This window comes from Pantoea sp. BL1, from assembly GCF_000963985.1.
GTDB classification, from domain to species: domain Bacteria; phylum Pseudomonadota; class Gammaproteobacteria; order Enterobacterales; family Enterobacteriaceae; genus Pantoea; species Pantoea rwandensis_B.
Genome location: NZ_JZRH01000047.1, coordinates 1 through 14,939, shown reverse-complemented (window position 1 = coordinate 14,939; position 14,939 = coordinate 1). Strand labels below are relative to the sequence as shown.

General features: G+C 52.7%; 16 protein-coding genes and 1 tRNA gene. 8 read left to right on the top strand and 9 right to left on the bottom strand.

All coding sequences use genetic code 11. The features are described from left to right. Positions 1-6 precede the first annotated feature (6 nt). From hpxX to hpxZ, 3 genes are read left to right on the top strand one after another with little or no spacing between them, the layout of a single operon-like run. Positions 7-192: an oxalurate catabolism protein HpxX gene (hpxX, locus tag VH86_RS19615; protein WP_034825399.1), complete on the top strand. Its 186-nt coding sequence runs from the start codon at positions 7-9 to the stop codon at positions 190-192. Next, positions 189-1,586, top strand: coding sequence for an AtzE family amidohydrolase (locus VH86_RS19610; RefSeq protein WP_045833863.1), 1,398 nt, complete (start codon positions 189-191; stop codon positions 1,584-1,586). The genes hpxX and VH86_RS19610 overlap by 4 nt, the downstream gene beginning before the upstream one ends. A 2-nt stretch (positions 1,587-1,588) precedes the next feature. Next, a complete protein-coding gene (gene hpxZ, locus VH86_RS19605) occupies positions 1,589-1,972 on the top strand; it encodes an oxalurate catabolism protein HpxZ (protein WP_038648839.1) in 384 nt (127 codons plus the stop codon). Between the two features lie 92 nt (positions 1,973-2,064). On the opposite strand, the gene puuE is transcribed toward hpxZ, so the two are convergent. Genes puuE through VH86_RS19590 form a run of 3 tightly spaced genes read right to left on the bottom strand, consistent with a single transcriptional unit; the run spans position 2,065 to position 4,509 of the window. After that, positions 2,065-3,024 carry an allantoinase PuuE gene (gene puuE / locus VH86_RS19600; protein WP_045833862.1) on the bottom strand — a complete coding sequence of 320 codons (960 nt, stop codon included), beginning with the start codon at positions 3,022-3,024 and terminating at the stop codon, positions 2,065-2,067. Between the two features lie 34 nt (positions 3,025-3,058). Then, positions 3,059-3,790: an allantoin racemase gene (gene hpxA / locus VH86_RS19595; RefSeq protein ID WP_045833861.1), complete on the bottom strand. Its 732-nt coding sequence runs from the start codon at positions 3,788-3,790 to the stop codon at positions 3,059-3,061. Then, entirely contained in the window at positions 3,787-4,509 is a 723-nt protein-coding gene (locus VH86_RS19590; protein WP_045833860.1) for a GntR family transcriptional regulator, read from the bottom strand. Before VH86_RS19590 ends, hpxA begins: the two co-directional genes overlap by 4 nt. Before the next feature lie 146 nt (positions 4,510-4,655). Between VH86_RS19590 and VH86_RS19585 the strand changes: the two genes are divergently transcribed. Then, a complete protein-coding gene (locus VH86_RS19585) occupies positions 4,656-6,149 on the top strand; it encodes an NCS1 family nucleobase:cation symporter-1 (protein ID WP_034825407.1) in 1,494 nt (497 codons plus the stop codon). 79 nt (positions 6,150-6,228) lie between these two features. Here VH86_RS19585 and VH86_RS19580 read toward each other — a convergent pair. Together VH86_RS19580 and dnaQ are read right to left on the bottom strand one after the other, a co-directional pair. Next, positions 6,229-6,305, bottom strand: a tRNA-Asp gene (locus VH86_RS19580). Positions 6,306-6,439: 134 nt separating this feature from the next. Then, positions 6,440-7,171 carry a DNA polymerase III subunit epsilon gene (dnaQ, locus tag VH86_RS19575; RefSeq protein ID WP_038648850.1) on the bottom strand — a complete coding sequence of 244 codons (732 nt, stop codon included), beginning with the start codon at positions 7,169-7,171 and terminating at the stop codon, positions 6,440-6,442. 53 nt (positions 7,172-7,224) lie between these two features. Here dnaQ and rnhA point away from each other — a divergent pair, with 53 nt between their 5' ends. Further along, complete coding sequence (gene rnhA, locus VH86_RS19570; RefSeq protein WP_034825410.1) at positions 7,225-7,692, top strand: ribonuclease HI; 468 nt, start codon at positions 7,225-7,227, stop codon at positions 7,690-7,692. On the opposite strand, the gene VH86_RS19565 is transcribed toward rnhA, so the two are convergent. Further along, positions 7,677-8,411 (bottom strand): class I SAM-dependent methyltransferase, encoded by a 735-nt coding sequence (locus tag VH86_RS19565; RefSeq protein WP_038648855.1) that lies wholly within the window; start codon positions 8,409-8,411, stop codon positions 7,677-7,679. The two genes, rnhA and VH86_RS19565, sit on opposite strands and share 16 nt — an antisense overlap. 40 nt (positions 8,412-8,451) lie before the next feature. On the opposite strand from VH86_RS19565, the gene gloB reads away from it, so the two are divergent. Beyond that, complete coding sequence (gene gloB, locus VH86_RS19560; protein ID WP_045833859.1) at positions 8,452-9,207, top strand: hydroxyacylglutathione hydrolase; 756 nt, start codon at positions 8,452-8,454, stop codon at positions 9,205-9,207. 71 nt (positions 9,208-9,278) lie between these two features. Continuing rightward, positions 9,279-10,649 (top strand): murein transglycosylase D, encoded by a 1,371-nt coding sequence (gene mltD / locus VH86_RS19555; protein ID WP_034825415.1) that lies wholly within the window; start codon positions 9,279-9,281, stop codon positions 10,647-10,649. Between the two features lie 113 nt (positions 10,650-10,762). Here mltD and VH86_RS19550 read toward each other — a convergent pair whose 3' ends face one another. After that, positions 10,763-11,566: an endonuclease/exonuclease/phosphatase family protein gene (locus tag VH86_RS19550; protein ID WP_038648861.1), complete on the bottom strand. Its 804-nt coding sequence runs from the start codon at positions 11,564-11,566 to the stop codon at positions 10,763-10,765. Positions 11,567-11,746: 180 nt separating this feature from the next. Beyond that, positions 11,747-12,925 (bottom strand): MFS transporter, encoded by a 1,179-nt coding sequence (locus tag VH86_RS19545; RefSeq protein WP_045833858.1) that lies wholly within the window; start codon positions 12,923-12,925, stop codon positions 11,747-11,749. 100 nt (positions 12,926-13,025) lie between these two features. On the opposite strand from VH86_RS19545, the gene yafC reads away from it, so the two are divergent. Then, complete coding sequence (yafC, locus tag VH86_RS19540; RefSeq protein ID WP_045833857.1) at positions 13,026-13,934, top strand: DNA-binding transcriptional regulator YafC; 909 nt, start codon at positions 13,026-13,028, stop codon at positions 13,932-13,934. A gap of 12 nt (positions 13,935-13,946) precedes the next feature. On the opposite strand, the gene dkgB is transcribed toward yafC, so the two are convergent. Then, positions 13,947-14,750 carry a 2,5-didehydrogluconate reductase DkgB gene (gene dkgB / locus VH86_RS19535; protein ID WP_045833856.1) on the bottom strand — a complete coding sequence of 268 codons (804 nt, stop codon included), beginning with the start codon at positions 14,748-14,750 and terminating at the stop codon, positions 13,947-13,949. Positions 14,751-14,939: the final 189 nt, after the last annotated feature.

Here is a 14,939-nt window from a genome sequence, read left to right as displayed (position 1 = left end):
ACCATCATGCATTCGCAACCGGACTGGGCGGCTTATATCGCTCAAATGGAACAGATTCTGGCTCTGGAGCTGGACGAAGCACGTCGCGCTGAATTGCTGGTGCAGTTCAATCGCATCGCCGCCATGGCTGAACCGCTCATGGCTTTCCCGCTGGATGACCGGCTGGAAGTGGCAGGAGTGTTCCATCCATGAAACTGGCATCGTTATCCATCAAAGCGCTCAATCATGCGCTGAATCAAGGTGATATTAGCGCCCGTGAAGTGGCGCAACAGACGTTGAACGCCATTGAACAGCACAATCCAGCGCTCAATGCGTGGACCGAAATCACCGGTCAGCGCATGTTGCGCGAGGCGGATCAGGTCGATTTGCAACGCCAGCGCGGTGAAGTATTGCCTGTGCTGGCGGGTATTCCTTATGCGGTTAAAAACCTGTTTGATGTTGCCGGTCACAGCACCCTTGCTGGTGCCAGCTTGTTCAGTGAACGTGCAGCGGCCTGCGAAGATGCGTGGGCGGTGAGTCAACTGCGTCAGTCCGGTGCACTGCTCTCCGGCATGCTGAATATGGATGCCTATGCTTACGGCTTTACCACCGAAAACACCCATTATGGCCCGACCCATAATCCGCGGGATTTGAGCCGCGTGGCCGGTGGTTCCTCGGGCGGCTCGGCGGCGGCCGTCGCGTCAGGCTTGGTGCACTTCTCACTGGGCACCGATACCAATGGTTCGATCCGCGTGCCGGCCTCGTTGTGCGGTATCTATGGACTCAAACCAACCTTTGGTCGCTTATCGCGCAGTGGCAGCCATCCTTTTGTTGCCAGCCTCGATCATATCGGTCCGTTTGCTCGCTCGGTGGAAGATTTGAGTCTGGTGTACGATGCGCTGCAAGGTCACGATGCCAGCGATGCCTTCCAGGCAGCGCAGGCGAAGGAACCGGCCAGTGACGGATTAGTAAAAGGCGCAGAAGGCATACGTAGCGCAGTGTTGGGCGGTTTCTTTTCGACCTGGTGCAGCGAGGAAGCGCGCGCCGCCGTGCAAGTGGTGGCACAAGCGCTGGATGCCAGCGAAGAAGTCACGTTAGCCAACGCGGAAATTGCCCGCTCAGCAGCCTTTATCCTCACCGCCTCAGAAGGCGGCAATCACTATCTGCCCGCTTTGCGCAATGTGCCCGAGCAATTCGAACCGAACTCTCGCGAGCGTCTGCTGGCCGGTGCGATGCTGCCTTCCGCGTGGTATGTGCAGGCGCAGCGCTTCCGCCGTCATTTTCAACAGCAGGTGTTACCCCTGTTTGAACAATTCGATGTCCTGATTGCACCGGCGACACCTTGCACCGCGACCACAATTGGGCAAGAGACGATTCACATTAACGGCCAGGATTTGCCGACGCGCGCCAGTATGGGCATGCTAACGCAGCCGATTTCCTTCCTCGGCTTGCCGGTCTGTACCGTGCCTTTGCAAACCGCCAGCGGATTACCAATTGGCTTACAGTTAATCGCTGCACCGTTTAAAGAACATCTTGCACTGCGCGCCGCCTGGGCACTGCAGCAGCAAGGGTTGACCCTGCCACAAACCACCCTGATGGATGCGTAACCATGACACCTGAACATATTGATCGTCCTGCTGTGCTGGCTGAGGTGACCGCTGCGTTTTATCGTTATGAGGAAGCGCTGGTTAGCAACAATGTTGATGTGCTGGATGAGTTGTTCTGGCACGACGATCGCACCGTGCGTTTGGGCGCAGGGGAAAATCTGTATGGCATTGATGAGATCCGTGCATTTCGCGCTGCCCGTCCATCGAAGGGATTGGATCGCACGCTACGTAATACGGTGATCACCACCTTTGGAGATGACTACGCGGTGTGCAGCACTGAGTTCACGCGTGAAGGCGTGGAGAAGATGGGTCGCCAGCAACAAACATGGGTGCGCATGCCTTACGGCTGGCGGATTGTCGCGGCGCAGGTGAGTTTAATGAGCTAGCGTGATAAACCGATGCTCGTGGCGTGGTCAGGGCCGGTACGACAGTTCATGTCGTACCGGCCCAATGTGTCGGCGCGGAGTATCGCAGGTCGCTAAACAGCAGGAGCCGGGTGCGTCTCCATCCAGTGTTCGGCGATTTGCTGGCGCGTACAAACCCAAACATTCTCATGCTGCTGGATATGGTCGAGGAAACGCTGCAAGGCGCGGAATTTGCCCGGGCGGCCCAGCAGTCGACAGTGCATGCCAATCGACATCATCTTCGGCGCGGTGTCGCCCTCTTCATACAGCACATCAAAGGTGTCACGCAGATAGACAAAGAACTGCTCGGCGGTATTAAAACCCTGCGGCGAGGCGAAGCGCATATCGTTACATTCCAGCGTATAAGGAATGATCAGATGGGGTTTCACCGTGCCATCCTGGCACGTCACCTGCGTCCAGAACGGAAGATCGTCGCCGTAGTAATCGCTGTCATAACTGAAGCCACCGTTCTCCACCACTAAGCGGCGGGTATTGGGGCTGTCGCGACCGGTATACCAACCGGTGGGCGCTTTACCAAACAGATCGCGCAGTACATCCACCGCCTGCTGCATGTGCTGACGTTCGGTTTTGGCATCCATCGACTGATAATGGATCCAGCGCCAGCCATGACTGACTACGTCGTAATCCGCGGTTTTGATTGCGTCCACAATCTCCGGATGACGCGCCAGCGCCATCGCCACGCCGAAAACCGTTAATGGCAATCCGCGCTTCTGGAACTCGTTGTGAATGCGCCAAAAGCCTGCGCGCGAACCGTATTCATAGAGAGAATCCATCGACATATGGCGGTCGGCGTAGCTGGCGGCGCCAATGATATCGGACAGGAATTGCTCAGAACCTGCATCGCCGTGCAGCACGTTGTTTTCTGCCCCCTCTTCATAGTTGAGGACAAACTGCACCGCCACTTTCGCGTTGCCCGGCCACTGTGCGTGCGGCGGATGGTTAGCATAGCCAATCAGGTCACGCGGGTAGTTTTTGTTGAAGCTGTACTCTTTCTTTTCAGATACATCACTCATTCTGTAAATTCCTTAGTCAGTCCCCAACCAGCCCTTAGTTTAGGTGCTGAAATGCCCCGCTGAGCGCTTTTTCAATCGGGTAATCTAAATCCCCGTGTTTGCTGGTGCCAAAGCCGAGCGCCACCAGCGATTCCACCATTTTTACTGCAGCGCTGACACCATCTATTACCGGCAAGCCCAGCTCTTTCGTCAGCTCTTGCGCCAGTGAGGCCATACCGCCACAGCCCAGCACTATCGCGCCGCTGCCATCTTCTCGCTTCGCCTGAATGCAACGCTGGCGCACTTTTTCCTGTGCCACACCGCTGCCATCTTCCAGCGCCAGCACCGGGAGATCGATAGCGTGCAACGCCGCACAATGATGGGTAAAGCCATATTGCTGCAGCAGATGGCGGGCAATCACCAGCGTGCGCGGTAGCGTGGTGACGATTGAAAAGCGTGTCGCCACCAGCGTTGCCGTGTGCATCGCGGCTTCCGCAATACCGATCACCGGACCGCTGGCCAGTTCACGCGCGGCCAGCAACCCCGGATCGCCGAAGCAGGCAATAATGTGGCCACTCACACCCTGTGCTTTGCCTAGCTTGACCTGTTCCAGTACGCCGATTGCCGCAATGGCTTCATCGAAATGCCCTTCAATCGAAGGCACCCCCTGACTCGGGCACACGGCCAGGATTTCAGTACCTGGTGCCGCTACCGCACGCGCGGCTGCACCGATGGTTTCTGTCATCGCCAGGCTGGTATTGGGGTTGATCACCTGAATCAGGCTCATGATGCAGCTCCATTGTGACCGGAAAATAACCGGGTGAAGTCGGGTAACGTTTCGCCGCTGCGCTCAAAATGCAGGCTCGCCACGATATGTTCGAAATGATGCTGTAAGGCTGCGGTGAGCGCGGGAAGATCTTTCTGTCGCAGTAGATCCACCAGCCGATCATGATGATCGCAACGACATCCGCGCTGCCAGGGCGCACCATAGGCGGCAATCACTAATGATGAGCGCTGTGTCAAGCGAGTCACCATATCCGTCAGCACCTGATTACCGGAAATCGCCTGTAGCTGAATATGAAAAGCCGCAGAGAGCCGAATTGCCGCTGCGCCATCGTGCTGTTCGTGTGCCTTCTGCTCTTCCTCAATGAGTGTGCTCAGGGCAGCAAGGTGCGGTGGCTGCACGTGAGCCAGCACCGCGGGCAAATTGGCGCACTCGAGTAAGCTGCGTGTGGCAAAGATATCGCGCGCCTCATCAACGCCCGGCGTGGCCACTTGTGCACCACGCCTGGGCGACAGGGTGATCATTTGCACCGCGGCGAGGCGCTGCAGCACCTTGCGAATGCCGGTTCGGCTCACACCAAACACTTCTGATAGTGCCTCTTCTGGCAATTTACTGCCCGGTGGCAGCTGATGTTCCACAATGGCGGTGAGTAACGCCTGATAGATGGGTTCGTCGCGATCATTCAGATCGGCCGCCGTTTTCTGGCCTGTTTCGCTCTTCATTACCTGCTCCGGTCAGTGACTGTGCACAGTCATATCGTATACGTGAAATTAATTTTTTGTATACAAGAAATCAATTCTGGCCTGGATCCTGCAATACCGTTTCACGTTGTGATTAATTTTCCCATGTTGTGAGAGGAGCAGGTTTCATGCCAAATCATTCTGAAGTGACCTCCGGGGTGGCCTCTGGAGCCAACGCCCACTACAGTCCACGCCTGTGTAACGAGGATCTGGCGCCGACGCGCGACCAGAATTGGTCGTGGTATAACATTTTCTCTTTCTGGATGTCGGATGTGCACAGCATGGGCGGCTATGTGGTCGCCGCCAGCTTCTTTACCCTGGGACTGGCGAGCTGGCAGGTACTGCTTTGTCTGTTAGTGGGTATCTGCATCGTGCAGCTGTGTGCCAATCTCGTCGCCAAACCGAGTCAGATGGCAGGCGTACCTTACGCGGTGATTTCACGGCAGGCATTCGGCGTGTTTGGTGCCAATATCCCCGCGGTGATTCGCGGCCTGATCGCCTTCGCCTGGTATGGCATTCAAACCTACTTAGCTGCCAACGCACTAATGCTGGTGCTGCTGAAGTTCTTCCCTTCACTGAGTGGCATGACGCAAAGCAGCTGGCTGGGATTATCTCAACTGGGCTGGTGCTGTTTCGGTGTGATGTGGTTCCTGCAGGCCATGGTGTTCTGGCACGGCATGAGCGCGATTAAACGCTTTATCGATGTGGCGGGTCCGGCTGTCTACGTGGTGATGGTGGCGCTAGCGGGCTGGATTGTATACAAAACCGGCTTTGACGGTATCTCCTTTACGCTGGCCAGCAAGCAGTTGAGTACTGGTGAGCAAACCTGGCAGATGATCACCGCCACCGCATTAGTGGTCTCCTATTTCTCCGGTCCACTGCTCAACTTTGGTGACTTCTCTCGCTACGGCAAAAGCATGGGGGAAATCCGCCGGGGTAACCGCTGGGGCCTGCCGTTTAACTTTCTGCTGTTCTCGATTGTCACCGTGGTGATCGTGTCGGGTACGCAGTCGCTGTTCGGCCGCATGATTACCGATCCGATTGAGACCGTGAGCATGGTTGGCAATGATGTCGCCGTCGCGATTGGTTTACTCACCATGATTATCGCCACTATCGGCATCAACATCGTGGCAAACTTTGTTTCCCCGGCGTTCGACTTCTCAAACTGCTCACCGCAGAAAATCAGTTTCCGTACCGGCGGAATGATTGCCGCAGTGGGTTCTGTACTGCTGACGCCATGGAATCTGTTCCAGTCACCGGAGTTGATTCATTACACGCTGGATGTGCTGGGCTCCTTTATCGGACCGCTGTTTGGCATTTTGGTGGCCGATTTCTATCTGATTAAGCGCAGCAAGGTTTACGTGGACGACCTGTTTGATGACACGCCAAAGGGACGCTACTGGTATCGCGGTGGCTTTAACCCGAAAGCGATTGCTGCACTGCTGCCGTCGGTAGGTATTTGCCTGGTGATCAGCTTTATTCCGTCACTGCATGCTGTTGCAAACTTCAGCTGGTTTATTGGTGTGGCATTAGGTGCGGGTTGCTATCGCTGGCTGGCACGCGCCGATCGTGAAGTCTCTGTGGGTACTTACCGTCAGGAAGTGGCGGTGCAGAAGGATTGATCTAATGATCAGGTTGGCGCCGATGCCAGCCTGAAAAAGCAAAAAGCCGATGCATTTCTGCATCGGCTTCTTTAATGATTGGCGGAACGGACGGGGCTCGAACCCGCGACCCCCTGCGTGACAGGCAGGTATTCTAACCAACTGAACTACCGCTCCGCGCTTTGTTCCCCGTCGAGAACGAGGCGAATATTAATGGCAGCCTTATGAACCGTCAATGCTTTTTCTGAGGGAATGAATCGTTTGCCGATTTTTTCGACTTAACGTTGCTTTTCCACGCAAATTCAGCCCATTCAGGCACGCCACAGGCAGCTTCCGCCCTTCTTCAGCACCAAATCCAGACGACTTTCATGTGCAATGATCTCATCATCGCTGGCGTTGACCACGCGTAATCCTGAACTCGGACGCACAATGCGCTGGATGTTATCGCCGGTATTTTGGCTGTTCTGATCGACATCCGCGGAGAAGGCCAGCGAAGTTTGGCCGCCCGTCATCATCAGGAACACTTCCGCCAGGATTTCGGCATCGAGCAATGCGCCGTGCAGCGTTCGTTTGCTGTTGTCGATTTCGTAGCGATTACAGAGCGCATCAAGGCTGTTGCGCTTGCCTGGATACATTTTACGCGCCATCGCCAGGCTATCCGTCACCTGACAGAAGGTGTCGGTTTTGCCGATGTCGCGCTTCAGCATGCCAAACTCATAGTCCATAAAGCCGATATCGAACGAGGCGTTGTGGATCACCAACTCCGCACCACGGATGTATTCCAGGAATTCATCAGCGATGTCTGCAAACATGGGCTTATCGGCAAGAAACTCATCGGCAATACCGTGTACACCAAAGGCTTCCGGATCCACCAGCCGATCGGGCTTGAGATACATATGGAAGTTGTTGCCGGTCAGGCGACGGTTAATGACCTCAACCGCACCGATTTCAATGATGCGATGTCCTTCATAGTGCACACCGATCATGTTCATGCCGGTGGTTTCGGTATCGAGGACGATCTGGCGGTTATTTGCAGTGCTCATAGGGCTCGTTTTATGTCAGACTTGGCGTTTTGTCAGAAGGAAGTCTACCAGAGATGCGCAAACAGGTAGAGATATTCACCGATGGATCCTGCCTGGGCAATCCCGGCCCCGGCGGTTACGGCGCCATTTTACGTTATGGCCCGCATGAAAAAGAGTTCAGCGCCGGTTATCGACTCACCACCAACAACCGCATGGAAATGATGGCGGCGATTGTGGCGTTAGAAGCGTTAACGCAGCCCTGCGAAGTGGTACTCAGCACCGACAGTCAGTATGTGCGTCAGGGCATCACCAGCTGGATTCATAACTGGAAAAAGCGCGGCTGGAAAACGGCCGATAAAAAGCCGGTGAAAAATGTCGATCTCTGGAAGCGGCTCGATCTTGCGCTCAGCCACCATGAAATCAAGTGGGAATGGGTAAAAGGCCACGCCGGTCACCCGGAAAATGAACGCTGCGATGAACTGGCGCGCAGCGCGGCCGGTCATCCCACGCAGGATGATGTTGGCTATCAGGTCGAATCCTGATCCTTCACTTCACGAAACTGGCGCGTGGCATTTACCGTTTGCCTGACCTGCGCTTTGTTTAAGCTCTTCTTCGCTTTGGTGGGCGTTAATGGGAATGTTCGTTTGCGTGCCACCACAATGTTCAGACATCCCAGCGCGGGCAGGTGCGCACTGATCACTTTGCCGCCCTGCCGATGCCACGGCACCACTTGAAAACGGGTGCGATAAACCACTTCATAGTTGAGCAGGCTGAGCCAGTCGAGCAAGCGTACCTGGCTGAACATGCGTCCGCTCCATGGCGCGCGCGCGTGCAAACCCGGGATACCTTTGCTGATACCGAGCAGGCTGAAGGGGTTGAACCCGCTGATAATCATCCAACCATCATCAATCAGGACGCGATCCACTTCTCGTAGCACGCGATGGGGATCCTGACTCCACGCCAGGGTATGCGCCATCAGGCAGGCATCAATCGATTTCGCTTCAAATGGTAATTGCGTGGTATTGGCGATCACCTGCAAGTCATCGCCCTCAATGCCCACATTTACCTGATGCGATATGGCACACTGGCTGGTATTGATTTCTGCGCTAAGGCTGCCAAGTTTAAGCATATGAAAGCCATACAGCTTTCCAAGGTAAGGCTGCAACTGCTGCGTGAGTGCATCGCGAAAATAATCGCCCCATGGCATATCGCGCCAGGAGCGCGGCGCAGTCAGAATTTGGCGTGTTTTCGCTGGCTTCATGCTCTACCATCATCCTTTTTCTACGACCAGAGAGGTGTTTATGAATCTTACCAGTATTCCCGCGTTGCAGGATAACTACATCTGGACACTGACGGACGATGATAAAAACTGCCTGATTGTCGATCCCGGCGAGGCTCAACCGGTGCTGGATAAAATCAGAGTCAACAAGTGGCAACCGGTGGCCATTTTGCTCACGCATCATCATCACGACCACGTCGACGGTGTCGCCGAGTTACTGCAACACTATCCCAATATGGCGGTTTACGGGCCAGAGGAAACGGCGGATAAGGGGGCAAAACATATCGTCGCCGAGAATGATGAATTTACCCTGCTTGGGCTAAATTTCAGTGTCATCGCAACACCCGGACACACTTTAGGACATATCTCATATTTCAGTTCACCTTATCTTTTCTGTGGTGACACGATGTTTTCTGGCGGTTGTGGAAGATTATTTGAAGGCACAGCAGAACAAATGTTTGATTCATTTCAAAAGCTTAATAAACTTCCTGCAGACACCCTGATTTGTTGCGCTCATGAGTACACTTTATCCAATATGAAGTTTGCTGCGGCTATTCTGCCTCATGACCCCAAAATTTTGGCAAGGTATCAGCAAATTAAGGACTTACGCGCAGAAAACCGCATCACTTTGCCAACAAAATTGGCATTAGAGCGGGAAATAAATTTATTTCTCCGAACGCAAGATGCTGATTTACAAAAGGCTTTAGGGACTAATGTTACTTCCTCTCCGTTATGGCAAACTTTCGCTGATCTACGCGGGAAGAAAGACCGTTTTTGATATTTAAGGTTGTGTTGTGTGTACCCCTAACGTATAGTTGCTCGTCTTTTAAGCGAACTATTGACACACACATGAAGGCTAAAGCGATCTTACTCGCCTCGGTCTTGCTGGTAGGATGTCAGGCATCAAGGAATGACGCCAATATCCCCGTACAGCATGCACAGAGCCTGTCTTCAGCTGGTCAAGGTGAAAATGGAAAGTACGGAGATCAATTATTATCGCAGCGCTGGCAGGATGATGGAACAAGCCTCGCAGAAGATACCGATCTCTGGAATCACATTAGTGACGAGTTGAAGATGGGGATTCCGGAAAACCCCCGGATCCGCGAACAAAAAACAAAGTTTTTAAAAAATAAGAGCTATCTCCACGATGTAACATTACGGGCAGAGCCGTACATGTACTGGATTGTCGAGCAGATACAGAAACGTAAAATGCCGATGGAACTGGTACTGCTACCCATAGTGGAGAGCGCTTTTGACCCACATGCAACATCTTCTGCGAATGCCGCTGGCATCTGGCAGATTGTTGCACAAACGGGCAAAAACTATGGTTTGAAACAGAACCAATGGTATGACGGACGCCGCGATGTGGTGGCCTCGACCAAAGTTGCGCTGGATATGATGCAGCGTCTGAACGGTATGTTTGACGGTGACTGGTTGTTAACAGTGGCCGCCTATAACAGCGGTGAAGGACGAGTGCTGAAAGCGATAAAACAGAATAAGGCGCGCGGCAAGCCGACTGATTTCTGGCACTTATCGTTACCACGCGAAACTACGGTCTATGTACCTAAGATGTTGGCCTTGAGTGAAATCCTCAAGAACAACAAGCAGTACGGTATCAAGTTGCCGACTCCAAACGAAAGCCGTGCTTTAGCACGTGTTGAAGTGGGGCAGCAAATTGAACTGACGCAGGCCGCAGATATGGCCGGTATGTCGCTCAACAAGTTGAAGAGCTTCAACGCCGGTTATAAAAATGGCACCACTGCGCCAAACGGACCGCACTATATTATGGTGCCTAAGTCCAACGTTGCTAAGCTGCGCAATTCACTGGCATCCGGTGACATTGCATCCGTGCAGCCTGTTGAAATGGCGAAAGTCAGTGCAGCAGGAAACAACTATACGGTACGCAAAGGCGACACCTTGTCGGCAATTGCTAACAAGCTTGGCGTTAGCGTCAGTGCACTGAAACAGCAGAACAACCTGCGAAGTGCTTCAGTTCGCATCGGTCAGAAGTTGACTGTTGGCGGCAAAGCAACGCAGTTGGCTGATAACGGCAACAGCATCACCTACCGTGTACGTAAGGGTGATTCTTTTGCCAGTATTGCAAAACGTCATGGTGTGAACACCCAGGATGTTATGCGCTGGAACAGTGACGCTAAAGACATTCAGCCGGGCGATAAGCTCACGCTGTTTGTGAAGAATAGCGCAACACCTGATACCTAATGCGTCGAAAAGGCTGACTTTTGTCAGCCTTTTTCATTTTCTGCCGTCCACAACCCTTCTCGCCGACACCCTTCAGCTTATTCTTTAGTCATTTGTCAGACAGTATGCGTATATTAACGCCCGATGGGATACGTTGAATTGAACTCAACCAGCAGTGGATTGTGATCTGAAGCGCGCGTGACCAGCACAGAAGCCTCGCTGACTTTCATATCCCGGTAGAAGACAAAATCTAAAGGACGACCAAACGCTTTACGGCGATGGTCATCCGTGAAATTCACTTCCTGCAATGTCATCTCTTCAGCAAAGCGATAAAGCGCGTTCATGCGCTGGCGGCTCCAGGCGTTGAAATCGCCGGCCATGATCACCGGTCCGCGGTGATGTTGAATCTGTTCGCCAATCGGCCCGAGTTGCTTGCTGTAGACATCCACGCCAAGGCTGAAATTCACCGCGTGGATGTTGACCACCATCAGCATCTCGCCAGTCGGCAGTGGATAGGCCGTCACCAACGCCGACTTAGCCAGGCGTAACAAAGGTTCGCGTTCACGCAATGGACAGCAATACACAGGATGCGCAGAAGCCAGCGTCATCACGCCCGAAGGGTGCTGAGGTAAGACGAAGGCAGGTACCTGATCGGCCGCCAGATAGTTACTGGTGGCGAATTTGACCAGTTCAGGGGTGGTTTGTGCTTCCTGGAGTAAAACCAGGTGAGCATCTTTGCCGAATCCTTGCAGCACGGACATCCAGTCTGCCCGCTGCTGCTTGAAGATATTCCACACTAAAACCCGCAAGGCAGGATCCGCAGGTAACGGTGCACCAGGCGGCAGCGCCTGCCCCAGATGCAACATCGCCCCAGGCGGGAATATCCGCTCTGCAGGCTGACCCGCTGTATAACGCATTGCATAAGTTTTCTTTCGCACTTTCCCGCCTGGCTGATTTACGACTACAACTTCACCTGACAGTTATAGGGATTTTAGGGCTGGGTTTCAATTGGCGTTGTTGATTGTCGGAATTAGCTTCACAGCAAAGTGAAGCTAATTCCCCTACTTGCTGGATATCCCACTTTCGGGGTTCACTTCATCTGGCGATTTTTAGTGGCCCTATTCCGCCGCTAATTCTGCACGCGACTTGTCAAGTTGACCGCTCAAACGTACCAGTAATAGCGCGAAAAACACGATTACTGCACCGACCCAAGGCGTTTGAGCCAACCCGTAGTGCTCAACGATATGCCCTCCTACTAATGAGCCCAGCGCGATACCAATGTTAAACGCCGCAATATTCAGACCTGAAGCCACGTCCACTGCACCAGGCGCGTAGGATTCTGCTTTTTGCACCACATAAACCTGTAACCCCGGCACGTTAGCAAAAGCAAAGATTCCCATCACCAAAACTGTCACCAACGCCATATAGTGCGAACTGGCGGTAAACTGAAACAGCAGCAACAATACGGCCAATGCAGCAAATATCAGCGTTAATGCAGACACTGCGCCATGACGGTCGGCCAGTTTACCGCCCCAAATATTACCGATAGCCACGGAAATACCGTATCCCAGCAAAATGACACTCACTGCGGAAGGTGAGAACCCAGCCAGCGACTGCATCATCGGCGCCAGAAAAGTGAATGCCGTGAATACGCCACCATAGCCCAGCGCCGTGATGGTATAAATGAGCAGCAGGCGTGGATTGACCATCACACGAGCTTGTTGTGCCAGCGTGGTAACAGGGGGTTGTGCAATATTACGCGGCACCAGAATCATACTGCTGACCAATGCAATGACACCTAACAGCGAAACCGCAAGGAAACTTTCACGCCAGCCAAAGTGCTGACCAATCAAGGTGCCCAGAGGTACGCCCGTGACCAGTGCTACGGTTAAACCACCGAACATAATGGCGATGGCACTCGCCGCTTTTTCTTTGCTGACCAGGCTCGTAGCAATCGTTGACCCAACAGAAAAGAAGACGCCATGTGCCAGCCCCGTTAACATACGCGCAATCACCAGCGTCTCATAGTTGGGAGCTAACCATGCCACCAGATTACCTGCTGTGAAGAGCACCATGAGACTCATGAGCAACTGCTTACGCGGCAGCTTTCCAGTTAACGCGGTGAGTACAGGTGCGCCGATCGCGACACCCAGCGCATAGATAGAAACCAGCATTCCTGCTGAAGGCAGTGTGATGCTGAGCTGTTCTGCAATTGTAGGGATCAGACCCACGATAACAAATTCGGTGGTTCCGATAGCGAAGGCGCTGATGGTCAGCGCCCAGAGTGCAAGTGGCATGATTAACTCCCAGAAATGTTTTGATGGGCGTGATTATCGACTCATGCTTTAATGACAAAAAGGTGCAAAGTAACAATAGACTTTTGCTGTGGAGAGCATAATGAAAGCGTCATCAGATGAGTTAAAAGTCTTTATTGCCGTGGTCGAAAGCGGCAGTTTTAGCCGAGCCGCCGAGCAATTACAGATGGCCAATTCAGCCGTTAGCCGCACAGTAAAAAAGCTTGAGAATAAATTGGGTGTGGCATTGCTGACGCGCACAACGCGCCAACTCGCACTGACACACGAAGGTGAGCACTACTTCCGACGCGTGCAAAAACTGATGCAGGAGATGTCTAATGCCGAGAATGAGTTGACGGAGCATCAGCAAGCACCAAAAGGGGTACTGCGCATCGATGCCGCTACACCGGTCATCCTGCATTTGATTCTTCCCATGATTAAACCCTTTCGAGAGCGCTATCCTGACGTTAGCCTGTCGCTGATTTCATCTGAGAGTTTTATCAATCTAATTGAACGTAAGGTCGACGTGGCCATTCGCGCAGGCAATCTGACAGACTCAACTTTACGGGCGCGCTTATTGTTTATCAGTTATCGCAAACTGGTAGCGACCCCGGCATATTTAGCGAAATATGGCGTTCCTACTTCCACAACCGATCTTGCTCACCATGAATGCCTTGGCTTTGTTGAACCATTGCGTTTAAATCGCTGGCCAATTTCAGATAATGGCCGCGATCTCTATGACATTGAGCCGGGAATGTCCTCGAATAGTGGTGAAACTATCAAACAACTGTGCCTTGATGATCAGGGCATTGCTTGCCTGTCCGATTACATGGTCGATAGCGAAATTGCGGATGGAACCTTCATTGAGATATTGGCAGAACAGCGCGTGCCCGTTGAAATGCCTTTTAATGCGGTTTATTACAGCGATCTAGGAGTGAGTCAGCGCGTACGCGCCTTTATCGACTTTCTCAGTGAATGGGTCAATCATCAGCCCTGGCGAATGCAGGGCTGATAAATATCTGACTTAATCCCAGTCTGGTGCAAGGCCTTCTGGACTCACCAGTCTCTGCTGGCGATCCAGGGCCGCGATTTGTGCCATATCTTCCGCATCAAGCTCAACGCGAGCAGCCACAATGTTACTGGCCAGGTTTTCACGCTTGGTTGATGAAGGAATAACGGCATAGCCTGATTGCATCGCCCAACTCAGCACAACTTGTGCAGGCGTTGCCTGATGCTTTTGTGCAATAGCCTGAATCGTGCCATCCTTCAATGCTTCACCGTAAGCCAGCGTCATATAAGACGTGATATGTATCCCCTGCTGTTTTGAAAACTCGACGACCTCTCGGTTCTGCAGGAAAGGATGCAGCTCAATTTGGTTGGTTGCGATATTTTCGATACCCACCGCTTCAATCGCCTCTTTCATTAGCGCAATTGGGAAATTTGAGATTCCAATTTGTCGTGTCAGGCCCATCTCTTTAGCGGTCATTAATGCCTGCATGCTCTCCTTCACTGAGACCGCAGCACCGGGAGATGGCCAGTGAATCAGAGTAAGATCGACATAGTCAGAACGTAGTTTTGACAGGCTCTGCTGCAAACTCGGTATCAGTTTTTCTGCTGAGAGGTTTTCGATCCAAATCTTGGTGGTAATAAACAGTTGATCACGCGCTATGCCACTTTCAGCGATGGCATGGCCAACAGCAGCCTCATTTTCATAGATTTGCGCGGTGTCGATGGCACGATAACCCAGTTCCAGTGCGGTCTTTACGGAATGAATTACAACATCGTCTTGCAGGCGGAAGGTACCTAAACCAAAGGCAGGGATTGTCATGTTTTCCTCATCGTTTTATGAATGATTTCGATGAGGAGCATTGTGGCAGCATTATTATTGCTGAAAAATCCGCTTATAAGCAGAAGAATATTGCGATTAAATCAACAATTGAGCTTGGATTTTAGACATGAAAAAGCCCTGACTTATCAAGTCAGGGCTTATCAATTAAGTGGCGGAACGGACGGGGCT